At 48.5% G+C, this 19,206-nt stretch carries 12 protein-coding genes and 1 pseudogene; 5 read left to right on the top strand and 8 right to left on the bottom strand.

The genetic code is table 11. The annotated features are described in order from the left end of the window. Positions 1-587: 587 nt before the first annotated feature. Entirely contained in the window at positions 588-1,904 is a 1,317-nt protein-coding gene (locus BWI93_RS22150) for an MFS transporter (protein ID WP_094815324.1), read from the top strand. Between the two features lie 17 nt (positions 1,905-1,921). Here the strand turns inward: BWI93_RS22150 and BWI93_RS22145 are convergent, their stop codons facing one another. Further along, positions 1,922-3,070 (bottom strand): cysteine desulfurase family protein, encoded by a 1,149-nt coding sequence (locus tag BWI93_RS22145; RefSeq protein WP_094815322.1) that lies wholly within the window; start codon positions 3,068-3,070, stop codon positions 1,922-1,924. A gap of 650 nt (positions 3,071-3,720) precedes the next feature. Here BWI93_RS22145 and BWI93_RS22140 point away from each other — a divergent pair. Together BWI93_RS22140 and BWI93_RS22135 are read left to right on the top strand one after the other, a co-directional pair. After that, complete coding sequence (locus BWI93_RS22140; RefSeq protein ID WP_094815320.1) at positions 3,721-7,011, top strand: TonB-dependent receptor; 3,291 nt, start codon at positions 3,721-3,723, stop codon at positions 7,009-7,011. A gap of 187 nt (positions 7,012-7,198) precedes the next feature. Beyond that, positions 7,199-10,495 carry a TonB-dependent receptor gene (locus BWI93_RS22135; RefSeq protein ID WP_255158013.1) on the top strand — a complete coding sequence of 1,099 codons (3,297 nt, stop codon included), beginning with the start codon at positions 7,199-7,201 and terminating at the stop codon, positions 10,493-10,495. 240 nt (positions 10,496-10,735) lie between these two features. Here BWI93_RS22135 and BWI93_RS22130 read toward each other — a convergent pair whose 3' ends face one another. The 7 genes and pseudogenes from BWI93_RS22130 to BWI93_RS22100 all read right to left on the bottom strand — a co-directional run bounded on the left by BWI93_RS22130 (position 10,736) and on the right by BWI93_RS22100 (position 16,912). Then, positions 10,736-11,677, bottom strand: a complete 942-nt coding sequence (locus BWI93_RS22130; protein ID WP_176454298.1) for an aldose 1-epimerase — start codon at positions 11,675-11,677, stop codon at positions 10,736-10,738. A gap of 89 nt (positions 11,678-11,766) precedes the next feature. Further along, positions 11,767-12,515, bottom strand: a pseudogene (locus tag BWI93_RS22125) (LytR/AlgR family response regulator transcription factor). A 78-nt stretch (positions 12,516-12,593) separates the two neighbouring features. Then, positions 12,594-13,658, bottom strand: coding sequence for a sensor histidine kinase (locus tag BWI93_RS22120; protein ID WP_094815314.1), 1,065 nt, complete (start codon positions 13,656-13,658; stop codon positions 12,594-12,596). A gap of 145 nt (positions 13,659-13,803) precedes the next feature. After that, positions 13,804-14,472, bottom strand: coding sequence for a DUF3291 domain-containing protein (locus tag BWI93_RS22115; RefSeq protein WP_094815312.1), 669 nt, complete (start codon positions 14,470-14,472; stop codon positions 13,804-13,806). A gap of 309 nt (positions 14,473-14,781) precedes the next feature. Next, positions 14,782-15,627 (bottom strand): phosphatidate cytidylyltransferase, encoded by an 846-nt coding sequence (locus BWI93_RS22110; RefSeq protein ID WP_094815310.1) that lies wholly within the window; start codon positions 15,625-15,627, stop codon positions 14,782-14,784. Then, positions 15,596-15,817: a hypothetical protein gene (locus BWI93_RS22105; protein WP_094815308.1), complete on the bottom strand. Its 222-nt coding sequence runs from the start codon at positions 15,815-15,817 to the stop codon at positions 15,596-15,598. Before BWI93_RS22105 ends, BWI93_RS22110 begins: the two co-directional genes overlap by 32 nt. Before the next feature lie 177 nt (positions 15,818-15,994). Then, on the bottom strand, positions 15,995-16,912 hold the full coding sequence (locus BWI93_RS22100) for a CPBP family intramembrane glutamic endopeptidase (RefSeq protein WP_094815306.1): 918 nt from the start codon (positions 16,910-16,912) through the stop codon (positions 15,995-15,997). Positions 16,913-17,102: 190 nt separating this feature from the next. Here BWI93_RS22100 and dusB point away from each other — a divergent pair, with 190 nt between their 5' ends. Further along, positions 17,103-18,095, top strand: a complete 993-nt coding sequence (gene dusB, locus BWI93_RS22095; RefSeq protein ID WP_094815304.1) for a tRNA dihydrouridine synthase DusB — start codon at positions 17,103-17,105, stop codon at positions 18,093-18,095. Between the two features lie 191 nt (positions 18,096-18,286). Then, entirely contained in the window at positions 18,287-19,186 is a 900-nt protein-coding gene (locus BWI93_RS22090; RefSeq protein WP_094815302.1) for a DMT family transporter, read from the top strand. The last annotated feature ends 20 nt before the right edge of the window (positions 19,187-19,206 follow it).

Raw genomic sequence — 19,206 nt, 5'->3', positions numbered from 1 at the left:
GAAACATTTGGGAAAAGAAATCCCGGGGTTCACCAAATTTTATGAATCTATTTCTCACCTTATACTTTAAAAAATAAGGCAATTCTTTCCAAAGGCATACGGATAGCTGCTCACTGGTGCAGCTATCCTAATCGGTACCGATACCCAGACAGGCTCCTAGCTGCTTTTATCTTGCGTACTCAGGCAGTTTCTAACTGCCTGATGGTAGGTACAAGTATGGAAACTTACACCAGTAGCTCCCTGCCTTCATCGAATACCCTAACCCCGGAGGGGTTTAATATCAGTAGCCCCGGATGAAATGCGGGGTAATCATGGCGGAATGATCATCGCCGTTTCCATGGGTATAACCCATGGCTAATTACATTAAACCCCTTCGGGGTTGCGTAATAACACTTTCCTATTCTATCCAATTTCTTGCTTCTATACCTACACATGCCAGACTCGCCAACCCCGCCCCCGTATGAAATGCGAGGTAACTCACCGTATAGTTACATACCCTACGAGAAACATACCTCCATTGCCCGAAAAATCCCCTTAAACAAATTCATTTTCAGAACGTTATGAAAGGGCAATAATCCCCTAAATACATGCCGCTGAAATCATCCGCGTATGCGTTAGCTCTGAGTGAACGTCGCTGGTTACGCTATTTTGCCTTTTTTTACCTATACGTCATGCAGGGCATTCCGGCGGGTTTCGGTTTATATACCCTGGCTAATTACCTCACTGCTCATCAGATCTCCCCGGCTGCAGTGGGAGTTTTTGCTGCAACGGTTGGCCTGCCCTGGTCTTTTCAATTCATCTGGGGACCAATTATCGATAAGTATCAGCAATCGAGCATGGGTCGGCGGCGGCCCTGGGTATTGCTCGCTCAAACTCTCGCTTTACTGGCTTCGCTGGGTTTATTGGTTGTCGACGATCCGATCCGGGAGCTATCCTCGTTGCAACTGGCCTTTTTCGTGCATAGTGTTTTCGCTTCGGTGCAGGACGCCAGCGTAGATGCTTTGGCTATTTCTGTCATTCCGGAAAACGAACGCGGTCGCCTTACTGCCGTCATGCGGGGCGGTTTCCTCGGCGGCATTTCGCTGGGTTCCGCTGGCCTGGCCGTAGTCCTGCACGCCTACGGATTTCATGCGGCCGTATGGACGCAGTCACTGGTACTTTTATCCCTAACCGTACTGACCTTTTTCATCAAAGAACGACCCGAGCAGGCGTTGTTCTCCTTGAAACAAATTCCCTTCGTACAGGCCAGTCTTCCTTCAGCCAGGGGGTTATTCCGCGAACTTTTTCGGGGTTTAACCGAAAAACGGAGCCTGCGGCTGTTTATTCCTATCCTTTTATATTATGGCTGTCAGGCAGTATTCAGCCGGGCTTATTCCGTACACCTGATTCAGCGACTGGGCTGGTCTGACGCAGACGTATCGGTTCTACAGGGTACTTTGGGCACGCTGGTCGTGATTGCTGTTGTACTCTTGGGTGGAATTATTGCCGATCGCATGGGAGCCCAGCGACTGATGGGCCGGGTCATGCTTGGGGCGGGGCTATTTTTACTTACGTTCAATTTACTGCATATCTATTGGCACGAGCTGGCCGTGGGACGGATGGGTCTGGTGGCCCTTTCCATGATGGACCCGAGTTTCAGCGTAGCCAGTATGCCCGTACTCATGGCACTTTGCCGGAAGTCCGTGGAAGGCTCACAGTTCACCGCGTATATGGCGATGGTTAATCTTACGGACATCACCGGGGCTTACGTATCGGGTCAGGCCCAGATGAGTATACCCGCTCCGGTGCTGGGGGCTGTCTGTGGCATAATCATCCTGGTAGCGGCTTTACTCGTGTGGTTCCCTTACCCCTGGACTCGCTGGCAAACAAAAATTGCCAGTCCGAAGACTGGCAATGAAGTATAGTGACAACCTGAGTTAGCTTAGCTTACCCGTTCTACACCAGCAATGACCGTGAGTTTTTCCACGACGGTATCAATTTCCTCCCGGGTATTATATTTCGAGAACGAAAAGCGGGCCGAAGGACGTGAAGGGTCGGCTTTAAGAGCCGTCAGCACGTGTGAACCTACGTCTGAACCGCTACTACAGGCGGAACCACCCGACGCAGAAATACCTTCAATATCCAGGTTGAACAACAGCATTTCGCTATCGGCCGTTGGTGGGAAACTTACGTTCAGCACCGTATACAAACTTTGAGCGGCATTTTCCGGATCACCGTTGAAGCGTACATCAGGGATGGCTTCTTTCAGCCGTTCGATCATGTACGATTTCAACCCCTGCACATGTTGCTGGTGTTCGCTCATTTCGGCATACGCCAGCTCCAGGGCTTTCGCTAGTCCGGCAATGCCGTAGACGTTTTCCGTTCCACCCCGCATGTTACGTTCCTGGGCTCCCCCGTGAATGAAAGGAGGAATCCGGGTGCCGCTTTGCAGGTACATGAATCCAACGCCCTTGGGTCCGTGGAATTTATGGGCCGCTCCCACGATAAAGTTCGTCTTCAGGCGTTGCAGATCGTGCACGTAATGGCCCATCGTTTGTACCGTATCCGAATGGAACAGGGCTCCGTACGCCGTCGCCAGTTCGCCTACCCGATCCAGATCCAGCAGGTTCCCCACTTCGTTGTTACCGTGCATGAGTGAAATCAGGCTGGTGGAGTTCTCTTTCAGCAACGCTTCCAGATGATCGTAGTCCACGTAACCTTTGGCATCCAGCTCCACGAAAGAAACCTTCGCGAGTCCTTTTTTCTGTAAATCTTCCGCCGTATGCAGCACCGCGTGATGCTCAATCTTAGACGTGATGATATGTTTGATTCCTTTGGCAAGAACCGTATTCTGGATAATGGTATTGTCGGCTTCCGTTCCTCCCGAGGTGAAAAAAATCTCCGAAGGCGAGGTGTTCAGCAGCTCGGCCACCTTTTTCCGGGCCTTTTCAATCGCTGAACGTACCACGCGGCCATGACCGTGGATGGACGAAGGGTTACCAAATTGCTCCCGCATCAGGGGAAGCATCTCTTCCAGTACCAGCGGGTCCAGAGGAGTAGTCGCCGCATTATCCAGATAAATTCTTTTCATAATTGGGGATGCTAGTAAGCGTATAACCTGAGAAGAAAGAAGTTTGCTGATTAGTTGGCAAAGATAACAGCAATCCCGCATTTACGGTTCATGGGAGGGCGGTCTTACGCGAGCAGGACTGCTCCAATTGGATGTGGCTTCTGTCCATCGTATAGCTATCAAAGTTCCTAAGTTTCCTACAAGGATCGCTTCGTATAGCCCATCACGTAATTGTCAATTCTTTGGCTCTAGTCAGTTTCAACGTATACTTAAGACCAATTTAGAGCCTGTCGGCCAATTTTAATTGGCAATATGTCTTCTCCGCGAATATTTAGCGGTTCTATTTTGAGTAAAAGTGGCTAATTCATTGGAAATAATAAGACAATTTAGATTCTATAAAAATAAGGGGAGTTGTTCTTTTTAAAAGAGCTGTATGGAAATAGTACAATCTTACCATAAACAAAAACTTAATGATTATTTAACATTATGAAAATTGATTTATTTAAATATTAAAATGAGCATTTCCTATAAATCAATACATTATTGTTATAATTTAAATCCAAATCAAAAAAGCAAGACTTGAAAAAAGACAAAAACATGTGTTTCTTTGTATTGAATTTTACATAGCATACCCTGTAAAAAGTTCAATTTAATCAAATTCCAAATTTCTTATGATGAGGAAATTTTTACCACTAACCCGAGCTTTAGGATTTCTGGTAACGCTGGTGTTACTGATGGCAGGCCAGTCCGCCTTTGCTCAGGTTACCACCTCTTCCATCAGCGGACGAGTTACTGATGTTAAAGATGAAACCCTGCCCGGTGCATCAGTTGTAGCCGTTCACGAACCTTCGGGTACGCGTTACGGTACAGTAACTAATGCAAACGGTTTATTTTCCCTGCCCAACGTGCGAGTAGGTGGCCCTTACCGGGTAACGGTATCCTTTGTCGGTTACACCGAACAGAGCCAAACCAATGTTTTCGCCGAATTAGGTGGTACTGCAACCGTTAATGTCACGCTTTCCGACGCTGGTACGCAACTGAGTGAAGTGACCGTTAGAGGATCGGGCGAAGATGTACAACGCGTAGGTGCCTCTACGAACCTTTCAAATCGTCAATTGAATACGTTACCGACGATTACCCGGAGTATTGGAGACTTTACGCGGATTACGCCTCAAGCCAGTGGTAACAACTTTGGTGGACGCGATGGTCGTTACAACAACATCCAGGTTGATGGTGCTAACCTGAATAACAACTTTGGTCTGAGCAACGATCCGTTGCCCGGCGGCGGAAACCCCATCTCACTGGATGCTATCGAAACGGTTTCTGTCAACATTGCTCCTTTCGACGTACGTCAGTCCAACTTTACGGGTGCCGGTATTTCAGCCATTACCCGTAGTGGTGACAATGAATTCAAGGGATCGGTTTACACGTTCTACCGGGATCAGTCTTTCAACGGTACGAAAGTGAAAGATTTCACCATCGAAAACCTGCCGAAACAACAAAGCAAAATCTTTGGTGCTCGTTTGGGTGGACCCATCATCAAGAATAAACTGTTTTTCTTTGCCAGCTACGAATACGAAGAAGCGAGCCGTCCGGGTATCAACTTCGTTCCCAGTGGTTCTTCCGTTACCGGCACACCTTCCAGCGTTAGCCGCGATTCTCTGGCCCGGGTTTCTAACTACCTGCGGGAGAAATTCAATTACAACACGGGTTCGTACGAAAACTTCCCCAACTTCGTCAATAAGAACTCCAAAATTCTGGCCCGCATTGACTGGAACATTAACACCAAGCACAAGCTGACGGTTAAGTATAGTGACTTCAATGGAACAGACGGACAAGCTCTGAACGGAAGTAGTGTACCGAACGGCGGAATTAATCGTGGTGTAAACCCGCTGCTGCCAAATGGCTTGACTCGTCTGCCGAACAACCGTTTCAGTACGCGTTCGATGTCTTTCGAAAACTCGAACTACGGCTTTGAAAACACGGTTCGTTCGGGTACTGCTGAATTGAACAGTACGATCAACAGCAACATGTCTAACCAGATCATTGTAACGGCTACCAAAACCAATACGGTTCGTACCTTCAATGGCGGCGTATTCCCAACCATCGACATTTTGGATGGTAGAGGTCAAAACCAGATTTCTGCGGGTATGGACCCCTTTACCCAGAATAACCGGGTTGTGAACGATGTGTATAGCGTGATCGATAACTTCACCTATACGCTCAACAAGCATACCATTACGGCCGGTGCTTCGTACGAGTACCAACGCGTAGGTAACATGTTCATGTCTCCTTCCAACGGTTACTACATTTTCAACAGCATCAGTGATCTGGTGAACGATCGGGCTCCCATCTATTATGCCCACACCTATTCTTTGGTTCCTGGACAGAAAGAAGTATTCTCGGCTGATTTGAAGATTGGTTTGCTGGGTATCTACGCTCAGGATGAATTTGCCATCAATCCTAACTTTACGCTGACGGCTGGTTTACGGGTCGATAAGCCTTTCTATCTGGAAGACGCTTTATTGAATCCTGCGGTTAACAATCTACAGTTCTTTGCTGCCGATGGTACGACGAAAGTAAACTACCAGACTAACTATCCGAACTCCAGCTGGTATTTTTCTCCCCGCGTAGGCTTCAAGTATACGACGGGTAAGAACAATTCCTGGACGCTTCGTGGCGGTACCGGTTTATTTACGGGCCGTTTCCCGCTGGTATGGCTAACGAACATTCCTTCGAACTCGGGTATGTACCAATTCGGAGGTAGCATTACGAATCCTGCTACGCTGGCGAACATTCGCCTGAATCCGAATGCTGACGCGTATGCCAACCTGTTCCCCCCCCGCGAACCAGGAAAAGCTGTTCCTAACGACGTAGTATTTGCGGATAAAAACTGGAAGTTCCCCCAAGTATGGCGAAGCAACCTGGGTATTGATAAAAACCTGGGTAATGGCTGGAAAGTAACCGGAGAATTCCTGTACACGAAAGACGTAAACGCCATTCGGATGCGGAACGCCAACCTCGTAGCTCCTACGGGTACGCTGGCGGGTCCTGACAATCGCGAAGTCATTACGGGTTCGAACCGTTTGAACACCAATACGTCTTCGGCCATTGTACTGGAAAATACGTCGAAAGGTTACGGTTACTCCCTCACGGGTCAGATCAGCAAGGCGTACAATAATGGCCTGTATGGTTCATTAGCGTATACTTATACGGATGCCAAAGACGTAACGGCTAACCCTGGCAACCGGGCCTCATCGGTGTGGAATGCCAACCCGAACGTTGGAACATCAAACAGTCTGGAACTGGGTTACTCGCAGTACATGGTGCCTCACCGTATTGTAGGTACCCTCTCCTACCGCAAAGAATACATCAAACACGCCGCTACGACGCTTACGTTGTTCTTTGAAGCAGCTTCACAAGGTAACTTCAGCTACGTATACAACGGTGACATCAATGGTGACGGTAACAACACGACTGACCTGATGTACATTCCCCGCGATCCTTCTGAGATCACGTTTGTAGCTTCCGGTACGGGTGCCAATGCAATCTCAGCTGAAGATCAGTCGGCGGCATTCTTCCGCTTCCTGGAGCAGGATAATTACCTGAGCAAGAACAAAGGCAAATACGCCGAACGGAACGCTGCTCGTCTGCCCTTCTACTACCAAGTGGACCTGAAACTGTTACAGGATTTCTTCATCAACGTAGGCAAGAAGCGTCACACGTTACAGTTTAGTGCTGATATGTTGAACGTACTGAACTTCCTAAACAAAAACTGGGGCGTACGTCAACTGTATCAATTAAACAATCCTCTGATTTACCGGGGACTGGATCGTACGACGCAACGTCCGACGTTCAACTTCGCTCAGGTGAGTGGTGGTTTCCCAACGTCTAACTTTACCCCTAACCTGACGACTTCCAGCACCTGGAGTCTGCAATTAGGCGTACGTTACCTGTTCTAGTGCATTTTAAATAGAAGTATAAAACCTGGCAGTCTGAGTTCATATTCTGCCAGGTTTTTTTTAATGAGCAGCCCACTTCATCAGCATATCCCCAATTAACTCCTTAATTCCAAATCAAACTCTTGTGAAAACATTTTTAAAAAAATCCAGAAAGACACTCGCGTGTTTAGGACTTTTTTTAGCTACTCTGTGTGGGTTTAATCAGGTTCAGGCTCAGGTGACGTCGTCAACTGTCACCGGAGTCGTGGTTGACAACAAAGGTGAAGCACTACCCGGTGCTACGGTGGTAGCGATTCACGAACCTTCGGGTAGCCGCTACGGAACCACCACGAACGCGTCGGGCCGTTATACGTTGATTGGTGTCCGCGTAGGTGGGCCTTTCCGCATTACTGCTACTTTCGTTGGCTTTCAGGAACAGGCCAAAACGGACATTTACACCAGCCTGGGAACTTCCGCTGACGTAAACTTCCAATTATCGGATGCTTCTTCTCAGCTTTCTGAAGTAGTCGTAACCGGTAATCAGAATGGCGTGTTCAGTTCAAACCGCACCGGAGCGGCAGCTTCCTACGGTCGCGAAACGATCAATACTATCCCTACCCTGGGTCGTACGATCAATGACATTACCAAGTACAATGCCTATGGTAATGGTCAATCCTTCGGCGGTCAGGATGCCCGTTTCAACAACATTACTATTGACGGTTCCGTATTCAACAATGGCTTTGGTTTAGGTTCTTCAGCTTCAGCCGGTGGACGTACGGGTACTACGGCCGTTTCACTCGACGCTCTGGATCAGGTACAATTGAACGTAGCTCCTTTCGACGTTCGTCAGACGGGCTTCTCTGGTGCTAGTATTAACGCCGTGACGCGTTCGGGTACCAATGAAGTTTCGGGTTCGGTGTACTATCTGTTCCGTAACTCGGATATGGCCGGTAAGAAAGCCGATGGCCGCGAATTACCCCCAGTAACGATCAACAACAATACGTTTGGTTTCCGGATTGGTGGCCCGATCATTAAAAACAAACTGTTCTTCTTCGCCAATATGGAACGCTACACTAGCAGTGTTCCCGCCCTGGATTGGGTAGCCAATCGTCCGGGTGCTACGGGTAACGTATCCCGTACCACAGCAGCCGATTTAGAAGACTTGAAGCAATTCATGGCCACTAACTTCAACTTTGATCTGGGTGCGATTGATAACTTCAATAACCAAATTAAAAGTACCAAAGGGCTGCTTCGCCTGGATTACAACATCAACGATAACCATAAATTATCGGTCCGTTACTCACAGCACGATTCACAATCGGAACAAGCGATCAGCAATAGCTACAGTAGTGGTACGGCAGGTGCCGAAAACCGTACGGGTTACGCAACGGGTGCTTACAACGGTGGTTTAGCTCTTTCTGCCCAGAATACAGGCTACAAAATTGCGGATAACACGCGTTCGGTTGCAGCGGAGTTAAGCTCTACGTTCAATGGGCAGTTTGCGAACCGTTTAACGGCTACGTACAATAAGCAAATTGAAGATCGTACGTACAGAACTGGCCTTTTCCCAACCATTGATATTCTGAAAGATAACTCTACCTACACATCCGTAGGTTTTGATCCGTTTACCCCCAACAACAAACTGAACTATTCAACGCTAAATATTACGAATAACTTCAGCTACTTTGCGGGTAAGCATACGTTAACCTTCGGTTTAGCCTACGAGCACTTTACATCTAACAACGTATTCTTCCCCGCTTCCAACGGCGTATACGTGTATAACTCAATTGACGACTTCAAAACGGCGGCTTTAGCTTACCTGGCTAATCCTAATGCAACAACCTCGCCCGTAAGCGTTAACAAATTCAATTATCGCTACTCGTTATTACCCGGAGGAGCCGAGCCTTTGCAAACGTTGAAGAGAGCTACGTATAGTGCTTATGTGCAGGATGAGTTTCAGGTAAATGCTAATTTCAAGCTGACGGCCGGCGTACGAGCGGACATTTTTGCTTACGATAAAGCGACGGCCCGAAATTTCTACAACCCGGTTTTGACGGAAGATTTAGCGGGTAAATTCCACGATGAAAACAATAACCCTTATACGGTTAACACGGGCGTATTTCCTAAACCTCGTCTGTTGATTTCTCCCCGCATTGGTTTTAACTGGGATGTAAAAGGAGATAAGATGACTCAGGTACGCGGCGGTAGTGGCTTCTTCGTTTCCCGTATTCCGGAAGTATTGGTCTCTAATCAATTGGGTAACAATGGAATCAATACGGTATTGATTACCCGGGAACGCACGGATAATAATCCGAACAACATTCCTTTCACACTAGACCCAAGCCGATTTATTCCAGCGGAAACGGACATCAGAAAATTGAGCCCGTATACGGTAAATGCTACGGATCCCAATCTGAAGTACCCACTGGTCTGGAAAACGAACCTGGCCGTAGATCAACGTTTACCCTGGGGTCTGATCGGAACCTTGGAAGTCATCTATAACAAAACTCTTCAGGGCCTTCGGTACATTGATGCCAACTTAAAGACGCCCGATCGTAATTTCGCTGGCCCAGACACCCGGGATCGATACCCGTCTGCTCGTTTCGTTAACGCTCCTGTAACCAGCACATTCGTCATTAAAAATACGAACAAAGGTGAGGCCTATACGCTGACGGCTAAGTTAGAAAAGCCTGTTTCTAAAGGTTTCGGCGGTATGCTGGCCTATACCTACGGCCAAGCAAGGGATTTACAATCGGTTGGCAGTACCGTTCAGGCTAATATTCCTGCCATAAACGGTCAGAACTACCTGGGTGTATCTTACGCCGATAACGATTTGCGTCACCGAATCATTGGTTATGCGAACTACCGAATCAATTACGGAGGTGCTTTGGGTGGCTCCACTACGTTCACGTTAGGTATGACTTCTGCTAGCGGAAGCAAAATTTCCTACACGTACAGCGGTGACTTAAATGGTGACGGTCAGCGAAACAACGAGTTGATTTACGTTCCAACCGATGCTTCACAAATCAGTTTTGTTCCGCTTACCGTTGGCACGGGTACCAATGCTCGGGTCTACACGGCTGCGGAGCAACAAGCTGCCTTTGAAGCGTATATTAACAACAACAAATACCTAAAAACGCGTCGAGGCAATTACGCCGAACGTAACGGTGGCCAATTCCCCTGGCTGACTCGTTTTGACTTTACGGTTATTCAGGAATTTTACATTCTAACGGGAGCAAAACAAAAGCGTAATACGATCCAGTTACGGGCGGATATTCTCAACGTAGGTAACCTGTTGAATAACAAATGGGGTGTGGGATACGTCTCTACTTCGGCTAACCCATTAGCTTATGCGTCTACGAATGCTGAAGGTGTCCCTAGCTATCGATTTGGCACGCAAAACATCAACGGCCAAACGATTCTGCTGAAAGATTCTTTCGTAAAATCGGTGACCCTTGACAATGTATGGCAGGCACAAATTGGCCTGCGTTACATCTTCAATTAATCCTTGAAGAAAGGTAGTACCAAAAAGACCCCGGCTGGTTTCAGCCGGGGTCTTTTTTTGTTTGAATTGGGTTTGAGGTGGGTTTAACGTTTGATAGGCGTTTGAAGTTTGAGTTAGTTTCAAGTGTAAGATGTGTTTGAAGTTTGACTATCGAAACTTGTCAAACCTTATACCTGATCAAACCTCAAACATTTTCAAACGTTAAACCTCCTTCAAATCTCAAACCCATCCCCTCTCTCCCTAACTCAAATACACCTGGTAATTCATCTGGTACGTTTCTTCGGGCTGTAGTTCGTACAGACCTTCGCCATTATTGAAAGCATTCACATTCGCCGTCAGCGGTTCCATCGCTACGCGTTGCCGATCCGGGAAGGTATAGACCACTTGGTAATTTACTTTCCCCTCCCCTCTCGTGTATTCCAGGTTTAGCGTCACGCCTTGTTTGGCGGATACCAGCTGCGTTAGGTAACCGGCTTCGTTGAGCTCATAGATGGCATCCAGCGAGCGGTTTTTCAGTTTATAGCCTTCCGTGGCATCAAAGGGTTCGCTACCAGCGGGCATCATGAATGCATCATCCAGGTGGATTTGCCGGGCCGCCGGGAAATAGATCGTCCAGTCATCCACTGTACCGCCGGGTAGCTGAAAGTACGGATGCCAGCCCAGAGCGACGGGCATGGTTTCACCACCCGTATTCACGGCCTGCGGCATAATGTCCAGTTTTCCCGTACTCAGCAGCTCGTAGCGGATTTCAAACCGGAATGGAAAGGGGTAACCCTCGTAACTGCCGTCGTGTTCGTACCGCAGGCGAATCCCCGCTGCCGAAACGGAGGTCCATTCTTCGACGACTTCAAAATTTTCGTGATGGACAATTCCGTGGATGGCCGCCTGCTTTTCGGGTTCGTTGATCGGTAACTGATAGGATTCGCCCCGGTAGGTATAGTGTCCGTCTTTGATTCGACTGGGCCAGGGAAACAGAAAGGCACTCGCATATTTAGGATTTGCCCCAAAGGCTTCCGCGTCGGCGGGCGTATCAATAACCGTAAACGATTCGCCTTCCTTGGTAAGCGTCAACTGACGAATGATTCCACCGAGCTCGGGCAAAATGTGTACTTCATCACCGGTAATCGGGTTTTTCAAAATGTACGACTGATAGGAGCCGTACGTGGAGGTAAGGATATTCATAACCCTGTTCAGGCAAAAATAAACTGGCTCTTCACCAGCCATGACAATAGGTGAGAAAAATCAAAAGCCAGTCGAAACTGGCTTCTGGCTTATAAACTTAGTAATTCTTTGAATCGAATGCCTGACGGCGGGAAATTTCGATCTTTTCGGGCTTGTCGCCGGGGCTGCGTAAAGTAGCCAGCAGCCCGCCCGAGAACCAGGGTTCGATCTTATCGATGTAATTAAGATTGATGATGTGCTTGCGATTAGCCCGGAAGTAAATCTTGCTGTCCAGACGGTCCTCCAGAGCATTCAGGGATTTCAGTACCAGCGGCTTTTGGTCGTCGAAGTGCAGGCGAACGTAGTTGCCCATACTTTCAAACAAACGCACCTTACCCAGTTTCACAAACCAGCACTTTTCACCATCCTTGATAAAAATCTGATCGTTTTCCGACAGGGCTTTGATCGTACCATCCACCCGGCCTTTTTCATCCATTTCGTGATGGTGGATTTCTTCTTCCGCCCGTTGAATGGCTTCCGTCAGACGCGACAGCTCCACGGGTTTCATCAGGTAATCCAGAGCGTTCTGTTCAAAAGCCTTGATGGCGTATTCGTCGTAAGCGGTCGTAAAGATCACTTCGGGGACATCGCCTTCCAGACTTTGCAACAATTCAAAGCCATTTTTACCCGGCATCTGGATATCCAGAAACAGCAGGTCCGGCTTGAGTTCATCAATCAGCTGAATGGCCTCATCGGCATTGGCGGCTTCGCCCGCAATATGAACTTTGGGGAAATTTTCCAGTAAGCGTTTGAGTTCATTACGAGCCAATCGTTCATCGTCGACAATGAGTGCTTTCATATTCGATTTCGGTTGAGTACAGGGAGCTAGTAGCGGCGAGTAGCCGCTGGGTAGTTATATGTTGTAAGGAGTTTACTATTAGACGTTCACCACGACGGGTGCTTCTTTCGGCTTGGGATTTTCCATAGGAATCATGATCTCCGCACAAACCACATCTTTAGCCGACTGGTAGATCTTGAATTCTGCTTCTTCGCCAAAGAGAAGTTTCAGGCGGCGTTCCGTATTTTTCAACCCAAATCCGCCCGATTCGGTATCCTGCAAAATGCCCGTATTTGAAATCCGAATGTCCAGTCTATTCTGTTGTAACCGCGTTTCGATACTTACAAAGCCGCCCTTGATGGGTTTGGAAACCCCATGTTTGATGGCATTTTCAACCAGCGTCTGCAGCATCATGGGTGGTACCAGACAATTGATGGTTTCGGGGTAAACATTCCGGCGTACTTCGAGTCGTTCTTCGTACCGAATCTTTTCCAGAGCCAGATAATCGTCTACGGTACGCATTTCTTCGCCCAGCGTAACGGTCTGACGACGGTCGGCCAGCAGACTACTCCGCAGGATATTCGACAATTGTGTAATGCCTTTCTGAGCCCGGTCGGGGTCTTCCAGAATCAACGCCCGAATGCTATTGAGGGCATTGAACATGAAGTGCGGATTGAGCTGAGCCCGCAGTACCTTAGCTTCGGTCTCCTTCGCCAGTGACTCCAGTTTGACCTTTTCTACGGCAATTTCCCGCGTACTTTCCAGGTATTTGAAGACATGATACAGAATCAGCCAGATCAGCATGGGTTTTCCCCAGAAAAAGAGAAAGCTCAGAAAATGACCACTCGGCGATTCCAGATCGGTCGTAAACACATCGAATGGAATGTTCAGGGCCGTCATGATACAGGCAAACAGAAAGGCCGTACACAGCACCTGGGGTAAGGCTTTGGGAGCATCCAGTACGTCGCGGTGGTGTTTTTTGACGTAACGACGGTACTGGTGCGTCAGAAAAATACTAAGAATAATATTGATGACGTAGTTAAGTACGAGCACCCAATTTTCGGTATCCTTGAATTCCAGCGAATACGTAAGCAGATCGTTGGAGAGCCACAAAGGCCATCCAATGAGTTGGAATATCCAGTATGTTTTTTCTTTATCGTTCATAAGAACTAGCTGGCGGTCGTTTGCTCGAAGATCTGTCCAGGGCCATGCCGTTTCCGAATATAGTCCGAACCACCGCACTCCCTTTTGTTTTTTAGGACTAGCGGGGAAATACGTAGATAAAACCGATAATTCAAGGGCCGAAGTTTTAAAATCCGGGTTCGAACGGTACGGGGACGAAACGAGCGAATAATTCCTCGCCGTACCACTGCTGCTGTTCTTTTTGCCGCATGGCTTCTTTGTGATCAGCGGTACGGTACGCGAAGGCCTTCATAGCGTCCAGGCTTTCCCATACGCTGAAAGTCGCCTGCTGGAAGTACGGCACTTCGCCCATGCCAATGGAATAGATCAGGCCGGAAGCCTGTTCCAGTCGGGCAGCGGCCCGGTATGAGTTTCGCCAGAAAGCGGGCAAGGCCCTTAATTTAAGCGTAGCCCGGGTAATTACCGCAATCGGTCCGGTACCCTCCTCGGCGGGACTATCCGTCTGAAAAGGGTTCGAACCATCCCAGGCTCCATGACTACGAATGGTTTCCAGAGCAAATGTGCGAACGGTGGATGCCCGCTGCTGCACCTCCTGCCAGGAAGAAGCAGTAGTAAAAAAGTCCTTGGCCTGGCTTTCCGATTGCCAGACGGCCAGAAAGGTATACCGCGAAAAGTCGGGTTTGAGACTGAAGACTTTCCCCTGCCCGGTACCCATCCATTTGAAGAACGTGAGCTCGGGCAATTGCCGTAGTTTGCGGGGCATGAGTCCCATCTGCTGAATGGCCCACCAGCGATGCTTCGGCGGGTAAGTCATGACGCAAAGAGTAATGTACATGGCAAGGGTGCTTTCTTCAAGAACTCGCAGCAGGCCCAGGTGTTTTGAAGGGTCGGAGAATTTTTACGGCTCGCGAGCAAAAAAATACCCCGCATTGCATACGGAGCTACTCATATTGAACCCCTCCGGGGTTAAGGTGTCTGGTTGAAGAGGCAGGAACTGGTGTAGGTTTCCAAACCTGTACCTGGCATGAGGCAGTTTCCAACTGCCGTATCAGGGGCATTACTTACGCAATGAAGGCAGGTAGCACTTGCCGTATTATGGGTACAGGTTTGGAAACCTGCACCCGTGGTTTTACCCGTGTGCTACCTATTCAAACACTTTCAAAAACGTTACAATAAACGGAGCGGACAGTAACAGACCGTCGAACCGATCCAGAAAGCCCCCGTGACCGGGAATGACCGAACCCGAATCTTTAATCTGAATGCTTCGCTTAAACAGGGATTCGACCAAATCGCCGTAAGTACCCGCCACCACGATTACGCCCGCAATCCAGTACCACTGCCAGGGGTTAAGATCGGTATAGGTTTGTGAAAGGATGAACGCGACCAGCATGGCCGTAATCGCTCCCCCCAGACTACCCTCCCAGGATTTTTTGGGTGATACGCGTTCAAAAAGCTTGGTACGGCCGAATTTGGTCCCGGCGAAATACGCTCCTGAATCACTGGCCCAGAGTAAAAACAGACATCCCAGTACCCGCTCGTAACTGTACACCCCCCCTAGCAGAGCAATCACGGTAATCAAAGCAAAAGGCAGGGCTACGTAGATGATACCCAGAAAGGTATACGCAATATTGGTAAAGGGCTTTGCCTCGTTTTTCTTATACAGCTTGATGAAGAAGATGAGCGTAAAGAGCGGAGAAAGTAGAAAGTACAGCTCAAAATCCAGGTAATGTTTTTCGATCAGAAAGGTCAGGATATTCATGAAGACCCCGACGCCGGTTCCGTAGTACTTGAGCGGAGTAATGTCATCGAGACCTACGAGCCGGTAAAATTCCAGCTGACTCAAACCGCCAATGGTTGCAAACAAAACCAGGTAGGTCCACTCGCTCCAGTACAGACAAAAAATCATCAAAGCCGCTCCAATGACCGCCGCAATGACCCGTTGTCCTAAATTTGAATAACTACTCAGCCTGGTCTGTATTCTTTTCCTCATGTTGAATGATAAATTCGGCAAAAGCCGCGTCTTTAACCGGAACGTGCAACTCGCAGTGTCCAAACAAATACGAGCGATCCTGTTTGCTCAGTACGACCCCCTCAATTTGGTATTCATCCAATAGCCAACCTTTGACGAGTTCCACTCGCCAGGGCATATAGGACTCGTATATCTTAACCCAGCCTTCCACGATTCGTTGGTTTATAACGGTTGTTAACGCTGATTTTTGAAAGTTGTTTTGGTTAGGGTTACGCAGAAATCAGCCAACGCTCCTATTAATGACGGCGACCGTTGTGTTTCTCTATTCTGGCAAAAATACTACAGCTTTCAGGGCTTCCCGGTTTTGAACGCAATTTGTTTGAATAAATTACGACTGAGGTATCGCCCCCTGACTGCGTTGATAGATCAGCCGCAGTACCCCGATCGTCAGTGCGGCCGACACCAAGGCGTACGGCAAGGGCATGGCTTCGTTGCTTTCCACGTCCAGCTCGGTGATCTGCCGATGCCGCAGGTAAATCATCACGACGACAAAACCGTTATTGACAAAGTGAGCGAAAATGGGTACCCAGAGGTTTCGCGTCCAGACGTACAGGTAACCAAATAAGGCTCCCAGAATCATGCGGGGGAAAAAGCCCATAAACTGCACGTGATACGCACTGAAAATAGCCGCCGATAACCATACTGCTACGTGTGGGCTTCCCCACCAGCGTTCGAACAACCGTTGCAGCGTGGCCCGAAACAGTAATTCTTCACCCAGGGCCGGGATCAGGCCAATGACCAGTAGGCCGAGCATAAAATGGCCGAAACTGGGAAACTGCGTCAGGAATTTTGTCAGGGTTTCCAGTTGTTTTTCGCTATCTACCATCCACTGCGGCAAAGGCAAAAGCTGGTTCCATTCAAAAATCAGACTGTTCAAGGGAATATATCCAATGACGAGTACCACGATCATGGCCCAGATCAGCGGATCGGTCGAACCTTTTTCCACGAAAACGATGTTGCGTTTTTCAGTCAGGTACCAAAACAGATACGCCGTAAGGATAAAACTGAACACCGACGTGATGGCCTGCATCAGCATCGTGGCCAGCCAGCTGTGGGGGTAGTCCTGCGGATGAGCGATAAAATCGGCAGCCCCGGCAGCAAAGTCTGCCCCCGTCAGGAATTTGACCAGGGGATAAACAATGGCTATCTGGGCGATACTGCCTAAAACGACCATCAGGCCGAAAAGGATTAGCAAACTCGCAAAGGGAGAAAATCGTCGGGTGGGAAGATCAGGCGTTTCGATCATTTCGATGTAATTTTGTATGCTTCAGTGATTCGTACTGAATTGAATCGTTTACTAAACAGGTTTTTTAGAGTGGTTGGTTGTAAAGGTAAGGCAGGTTCGGCGGTAAGGCTGATCATCATCCCTGGTCCAGACACAATCGTACCACTGCTCTCAAATAGATATTCCCCAACGTTTACTTCGTCACAGTCGAATGGTTAAGATTAAAGATATTGAACTAGGTGATTTTCCGCTGTTGCTGGCTCCCATGGAAGACGTCAGTGATCCTCCCTTTCGGGCGGTTTGTAAGGCCGGTGGAGCGGACCTGATGTATACGGAATTCGTATCCAGTGAAGGCCTGATTCGTGACGCCGTCAAGAGTCGGCAGAAACTGGACATTTTTGAGTACGAACGCCCCATCGGTATTCAGCTCTTCGGTTCGGACATCGAAACAATGGCGGAATGTACGAAAATCGCTACAGCCGTTTCGCCCGATCTGATCGACATCAATTATGGCTGTCCAGTGAAACAGGTGGCTTGCCGGGGTGCCGGTGCTGCCTTGTTGCAGGACATTCCTAAAATGGTCGCCATGACCGAAGCCGTGGTTAAAGCCACGCACTTACCCGTGACGGTAAAAACTCGTCTGGGCTGGGACGACTCCACCAAGAATATCGAAGATGTAGCCGAACGCTTGCAGGACATCGGTATTCAGGCCCTAACGGTCCACGGACGTACCCGCGTGCAAATGTACAAGGGAGAAGCGGATTGGACACTGATTGGCAGAATCAAAGAAAATTCCCGCATCCGAATTCCAATTTTTGGGAACGGCGATATTACTACGCCCGAAAAGGCTTTGGAGTACCGGAATCGCTACGGCGTTGACGGTATCATGATTGGTCGGGCCAGCATTGGTTATCCCTGGATTTTCAATGAAATCAAACATTTCCTGAAGACAGGTAAGTTCCTAACGCCCCCAACCATTGCGGACCGTGTGGCCGTATGCCGGCAGCATCTGGAGTTTTCCATTCGCTGGAAAGGTGAAAAGCTGGGTGTTCTGGAAATGCGTCGGCACTACGCCAGTTATTTCAAAGGCATGGATGGAGCCAAATCCTTCCGGAACCGACTGGTACAGGCTGATACATTTGCGGAAGTCGAAGAAATTCTTCAGGAAATCAGTGCCACGTATATCCTGGAGGCTAGTTATTAGTTGTTTGTCTTTTATGTTGTTAGTTATTCGTTGGTGGTTGTCAGGGTTGGCTTTAGAAATAACCATCAACGAATAACTAGCAACCGCTGCTTTTCTGGTTGGCGTTTGTGCCAGGTTGGTTAGGGTTGGATGTATAAGAAGCCAATCACTAAGAACCAGCAACTGACAACCATCCCTTTCTTCCCCCATGTATGAATCAGAAATCTACTCCAGCCATGGCCTGGATCATCCTGATGGGACTTGCTCTTACCTGGGGCAGTTCCTTCATTTTGATGAAACAGGCCCTGCATACGTTTTCCGGCGTACAGATTGCTTCGTTCCGTCTGCTGGCGGCCGGAGCTTTTTTTGTACCCATTCTGCTTTCGCAGATCAACAACTTACCCACGCTTCGTCAGTGGTTCTGGGGATTTGTTTGCGGGATGGTCGGCAGCTTTTTACCAGCCTACCTGTTTTCCTACGCGGTCATGCACATGAACAGCTCACTGGTCGGCATCCTGAATGCCTTTACGCCGCTGTTTGTACTGATTATTGGCGTACTCTTTTTCAGGCAGAAAATCAACAAACGGCAATTGATTGGTCTGGCTTTAGGGCTGATGGGCTGTATTCTCATTACACTCAGTGGTACCCAGGGAAGTCTTTCGTTTAACTCGTACTCGCTGCTGGTTATATTGGCCACGATCCTGTACGGTATCAACCCGCACTTGTTAAAAACCCATCTTTCGGGCGTGAAACCCTTCATCCTGACGGGACTCACCTTCGTTACCATCGCTCCGATTGCCATGGCCTTTCTGCTGCAAACCGATTTTGTGGCCCGCTTTAGTATGGAAGGAGCAGGTTGGTCGTTTGCCGCGGCGGTAACGCTGGGTCTGGTCGGCTCGGGCATTGCCATGATTTTCTATAATCAGTTGTTACAGATGACCGGACCGGTATTTGTCAGTTCCGTTACCTACCTGATTCCCATCATTGCTGTGGCCTGGGGTGTACTTGACCACGAACAGGTACAGTTTCAGCATTTCATTGGCATGGGGATTATTCTGATTGGGGTATATCTGGTTAATGCTACGACTAAGCCAAAGGGAGTTGATAGTTGATAGTTGATAGTTGATAGTTG

The organism is Siphonobacter sp. BAB-5385 (genome assembly GCF_002261125.1).
Classification (GTDB): domain Bacteria; phylum Bacteroidota; class Bacteroidia; order Cytophagales; family Spirosomataceae; genus Siphonobacter.
The sequence above is the reverse complement of the archived record's forward strand: the minus strand, read 5'-3'. Positions and strand labels throughout refer to the sequence as shown.